Annotated in this window: 2 protein-coding genes; both read left to right on the plus strand. The window is 44.9% G+C overall.

From position 1 onward, the window contains the following. Positions 1 to 69: 69 nt before the first annotated feature. On the plus strand, positions 70 to 411 hold the full coding sequence (locus tag CJP46_RS36005; RefSeq protein ID WP_094600384.1) for a helix-turn-helix domain-containing protein: 342 nt from the start codon (positions 70 to 72) through the stop codon (positions 409 to 411). After that, positions 354 to 1176 (plus strand): IS3 family transposase (locus CJP46_RS36010; protein WP_179281466.1); only part of this gene is annotated, 823 nt, incomplete at its 3' end. The genes CJP46_RS36005 and CJP46_RS36010, both read left to right, overlap by 58 nt.

Here is a 1176-nt window from a genome sequence, read left to right on the forward strand (position 1 = left end):
TGATATTATCCCCTTCGAGTAGACAAGTGCTAAGAAAGCGCACTAAAGTTTACTTGGAGGGGATTTTTCATGGGCGAAATTCGGAAGACATATTCCGTTGAGTTTAAGCAAAAGGCAGTTCAGATGTACTTGCATAAAGGTATGGGATATAAAAGTGTAGCCAAAGAGCTAGGGATAACCCACAAATCTGTTCAGCGGTGGGTGAAATACTTTCAAGAGGAAGGAATACAAGGACTGGAAGAGAAGCGAGGAAAAGCTGGAGGTCCCTTGAAAGGAAGGCCTCGAACGCGTGAACAGAGCGTGGAGGCAGAGCTCCATCGTCTACGAGCAGAGAACGAATACTTAAAAAAGCTGTGGGCCTTGCAAAGGGGGGAGAAGGAGAAAGAAGGCGGCAGCAAGCCTTCCAAGTGATTCAAAGCATGTCTGCTCGTTATGCGGTCTCTTTGCTCTGCCATTTAGCTGGAGTCTCTCGAAGCGGCTACTACAAGTGGCAACGACAACAGGGACGATTAACTAAGCGGCAACAGGAGAATGAACAGCTCAAGACTAAAATCATGTCCTGTTGGAAACAAAGCCGTGGCATCTACGGTTACTTACGCATCGTTGTGTACCTTCGGAAAAAATACAGAATTTACGTTAATCACAAGCGCGTGTATCGACTGATGAAGGAGCTCGGCATACGTTCGGTGATTCGCAAGAAGAAACCGTATTTCGGCAAGAAGGAAGCTTACGTCATCTCAGAAAACATACTAAATCGCGAGTTTCATGCGGCACGTCCATTAGAGAAATGGGTGACAGATATTACGTATCTCCCCTTTGGTCAAAGCTTTTTATATCTCTCAACCATTTATGATCTATATAACAACGAGGTGATCGCCTACAAGATCAGTCCCCGTAATGACATTCGCCTGGTACTAGATACCGTAAAGAAAGCCATTCAAAAGCGAAAAACACGCGGAATACTGTTGCACAGTGATCGTGGTTTTCAGTACACATCCAAACCGTATCACCGGCTTCTAAAGCGCCATGGTATTAAGGTGAGCATGTCGCGCAAGGGTAATTGTCATGATAACGCATGTATGGAAAGCTTTTTCAGCCATTTCAAGAGCGAATCTTTACGGCTACACCACTACACAGACCAAAAGCAACTCGTAGATGAAATTCATCGTTATATTC

Origin of the sequence: Paenibacillus sp. XY044, assembly GCF_002257645.1 — a bacterium.
GTDB lineage: Bacteria > Bacillota > Bacilli > Paenibacillales > Paenibacillaceae > Paenibacillus_AQ.